This window comes from Pseudoalteromonas sp. TAB23 (genome assembly GCF_000498075.1).
In the GTDB taxonomy this organism is placed as follows: Bacteria; Pseudomonadota; Gammaproteobacteria; order Enterobacterales; family Alteromonadaceae; genus Pseudoalteromonas; species Pseudoalteromonas arctica.
Window position 1 is genome coordinate 1 of record NZ_AUTP01000252.1, and the last position, 2400, is coordinate 2400.

A 2400-nucleotide genomic window follows, 5' to 3' on the forward strand; every position below is an offset into this window, starting at 1 on the left:
CCCGCGCTGGGCTTACGGCACGCCGCCATCGGGTAATGCCAATTTTGCTTGGTTACAACACATGTTATATCACACTGCGCCTAATGGTAGTGTTGGCTTGTTACTGGCTAATGGCTCAATGTCCTCAAACACCAATAACGAAGGTGCAATTCGAAAAGCCCTCATTGAGCAAGACTTAGTAGAATGCATGGTAGCCTTGCCCGGCCAGCTATTTACTAATACCCAAATTCCAGCTTGTATTTGGTTTTTAACTAAAAACAAAAATGCGCGAGTGAGTGCCTCAGGCCGTCAATTAACCGACCGCCGTGGCAAAGTACTATTTATTGATGCGCGCAACTTAGGCTACATGAAAGACCGCGTATTGCGCGACTTTACTCAAACCGATTTAGACCAAGTAACCGCCACCTTTCACAATTGGCAGCAAGCGAGCGACTATCAAGACACCGCAGGCTTTTGTGCCAGTATTGATTTAGCAGGTATTACCAAACACGACTTTGTATTAACCCCAGGGCGTTATGTGGGCGCAGAAGCCGCCGAAGNGACGATGGCGAACCCTTTGCTGATAAAATGGCGCGCTTAACAGCCCAGCTAAAAACTCAATTTTCAGAGTCAGAGCGTTTAGAGGCGCAAATAAAGCAAAACCTCAAAGGCTTAGGGTATGAAATCTAAACAGCCTAATATAACAACCGACGCTACGCCCGTGCTACTGGCTAATATTCGCCAAGTAATTAACCAAGCACAAAGCCAAGTTAAACATGCGGTTAATAGCGCCATGGTGCAAGCTTACTGGCATATTGGTCAGTTAATTGTTGAGCAAGAGCAACAAGGGCAAAACCGTGCCGAGTACGGAAAATCCCAACTTAAACAGCTTTCAATGCAGTTAACCAAAGAATACGGCAAAGGCTTTTCTAGCCGTAACCTTGCTAATATGCGCAGTTTTTACGTAGCGTTTCCAATTTTGCAGACACTGTCTGCAAAATTGAGTTGGTCGCATTACACTCAATTAATTCGTATTGAAAACCAAGCCGCGCGGCTTTGGTATATGCAAGAATCTGCTGAGCAAAACTGGAGTGTGCGCGGCCTTGAGCGCCAAGTTGGCACTTTATATTACGAGCGCTTATTAGCCAGTAAAAATAAACAACCGGTAGAGCAAGAAGCCCAGAAAAATACTTTGCCACTGGCAGAATATGCACAAGACTATTTACGCGACCCCTACATTCTCGACTTTTTAAATTTAGATAGCGGACAATACCTAGAAGCAGACCTAGAGCAAGGCATTATTAATAACTTACAAAAGTTTTTATTGGAGCTCGGTAAAGGCTTTGCCTTTGTGGCGCGCCAACAACGTATTTGCACTGACGATGGCGACTATTTTATAGATTTAGTATTTTACAATTTCCATCTTAAATGCTTTATGCTCATTGATTTAAAGCTTAATAAACTCACCCATCAAGATGTGGGGCAAATGGACATGTACGTGCGCATGTACGAAGAGCAACAACGCCGCCCTGACGACAACCCCACTATTGGTTTAATTCTGTGTAGCGAGCATAATCACACCGTGGCTAAATATTCAGTGCTGAACGAAAGCAAACAGTTATTTGCGTCTAAATACCTGACTCAACTACCCAGCGAAGAAGAGTTACAGCGCGAGCTTGAAAAAGAGCGCGCCCGCGTGCAAAAGCAGCTGAGTAATCAGCAAAAGGAGTTTGATGATGATAAAGAGTAAAAGTATGAACGCTGTGGAGAATAATTATGAGTAAATTCCCTTCTCATTGGCAATTACTTCCTTTGGAAGATGTAATGGATGCCATTATTGATTATCGCGGAAAAACACCAAAGAAAACAGATTCAGGCATTCCATTAATTACTGCGAAAATTGTAAAAGGTGGCAGAATTCTAGAGCCAGCAGAATTTATTGCAATTGAAGATTATGATTCATGGATGGTTAGAGGGTTACCGCAAGTTGGCGATATAGTTGTAACCTCTGAGGCTCCGTTGGGTGAAGTTGCCCAGTTAAATAATTCGAATGTAGCTCTAGCACAGAGGATAGTAACATTACGTGGTAAAAAAGGCCTTTTGAATAATGATTTTTTACTTTGTGTAATGCAGAGTAAATATATTCAAGATCAGCTGGATGCTAGAGCATCAGGTTCAACCGTTAAGGGGATAAAGCAAAGTGAATTAAGAAAAGTATTAATTCCAATACCACCTGAAAAAGAACAGCTTTATATTGCTCACCATATAATAAGCCTAAATAGTAAAATCGAACTCAACCGCCAAACCAACCAAACCTTAGAGCAAATTGCACAGGCGATGTTTAAAAGCTGGTTTGTCGATTTTGAACCCGTACGCGCAAAAATAGCTGCTAATACTGCCGGTGAAAATGTGCAGCGTGCC

3 protein-coding genes are annotated in these 2400 nt (G+C 42.6%); all 3 read left to right on the top strand.

All coding sequences use genetic code 11. From position 1 onward, the window contains the following. On the top strand, positions 1-580 hold a 580-nt coding region (locus L654_RS0115245), incomplete at its 5' end, for an N-6 DNA methylase (protein ID WP_029753633.1). Between the two features lie 78 nt (positions 581-658). Then, entirely contained in the window at positions 659-1729 is a 1071-nt protein-coding gene (locus tag L654_RS0115255; RefSeq protein ID WP_050582305.1) for a PDDEXK nuclease domain-containing protein, read from the top strand. A 26-nt stretch (positions 1730-1755) separates the two neighbouring features. Next, a partial coding sequence (locus L654_RS0115260; protein WP_024608357.1) for a restriction endonuclease subunit S occupies positions 1756-2400 on the top strand: 645 nt, incomplete at its 3' end.